Annotated in this window: 1 pseudogene; it reads right to left on the reverse strand. The window is 82.6% G+C overall.

Annotated elements, in window-relative coordinates:
* Positions 1-569 (reverse strand): annotated as a pseudogene (locus AOQ53_RS43370) (FHA domain-containing protein); the annotation flags it as partial.

Below are 569 nucleotides of genomic sequence, written 5' to 3' on the forward strand. Positions count from 1 at the left end.
GCCTGGGTCGCGCCGGGCTGCGGATAGCCGTAGCCGCCACCCTGGCCACCGCCGGGGCCGCCGGGCCCGCCAGGGCCGCCGCCCGGGCCGGTGGACGACGGCGGGGGGAGCACCCAGTCGTCACCGCCGCCGAAGGACTGACCGCCCTGCTGCGGACGCTGGGTCTCCTGCGGGAATCCGGGCGGAGCCGGCGGGCCGGACTGCTGGTAGCCCTGGGGAGCGCCGCCGTGACCGCCGGGGCCACCGGGCGCGCCAGGGCCGGGCGGCGGCGGGACCGGCCGCGAGGGGTCGGCACCGAATCCGGGCGGACCGGGAGGACCGCCGGGGCCACCAGGACCGCCGGGGCCACCGGGGCCGGGGCGACCGCCGGGCCCGGGGTGACCCGAGGGGGCGCTGCCGAACGGCGGGATCGGCTCGGCCGGGCGGTTCATCTGCGACGGGCGGGAGCCCTGGTACTCGTACGAGTCACCGCCGCCGTACGACGGCCCCGGCGGGCCGGACGGACCGGGCTGGCCCGGCGGCTGGAAGCGCACACCCGGGCCGGGCGCCGGCGGGGGCGGGGCGGCGGG

This window comes from Streptomyces azureus (assembly GCF_001270025.1).
Lineage (GTDB): Bacteria > Actinomycetota > Actinomycetes > Streptomycetales > Streptomycetaceae > Streptomyces > Streptomyces azureus.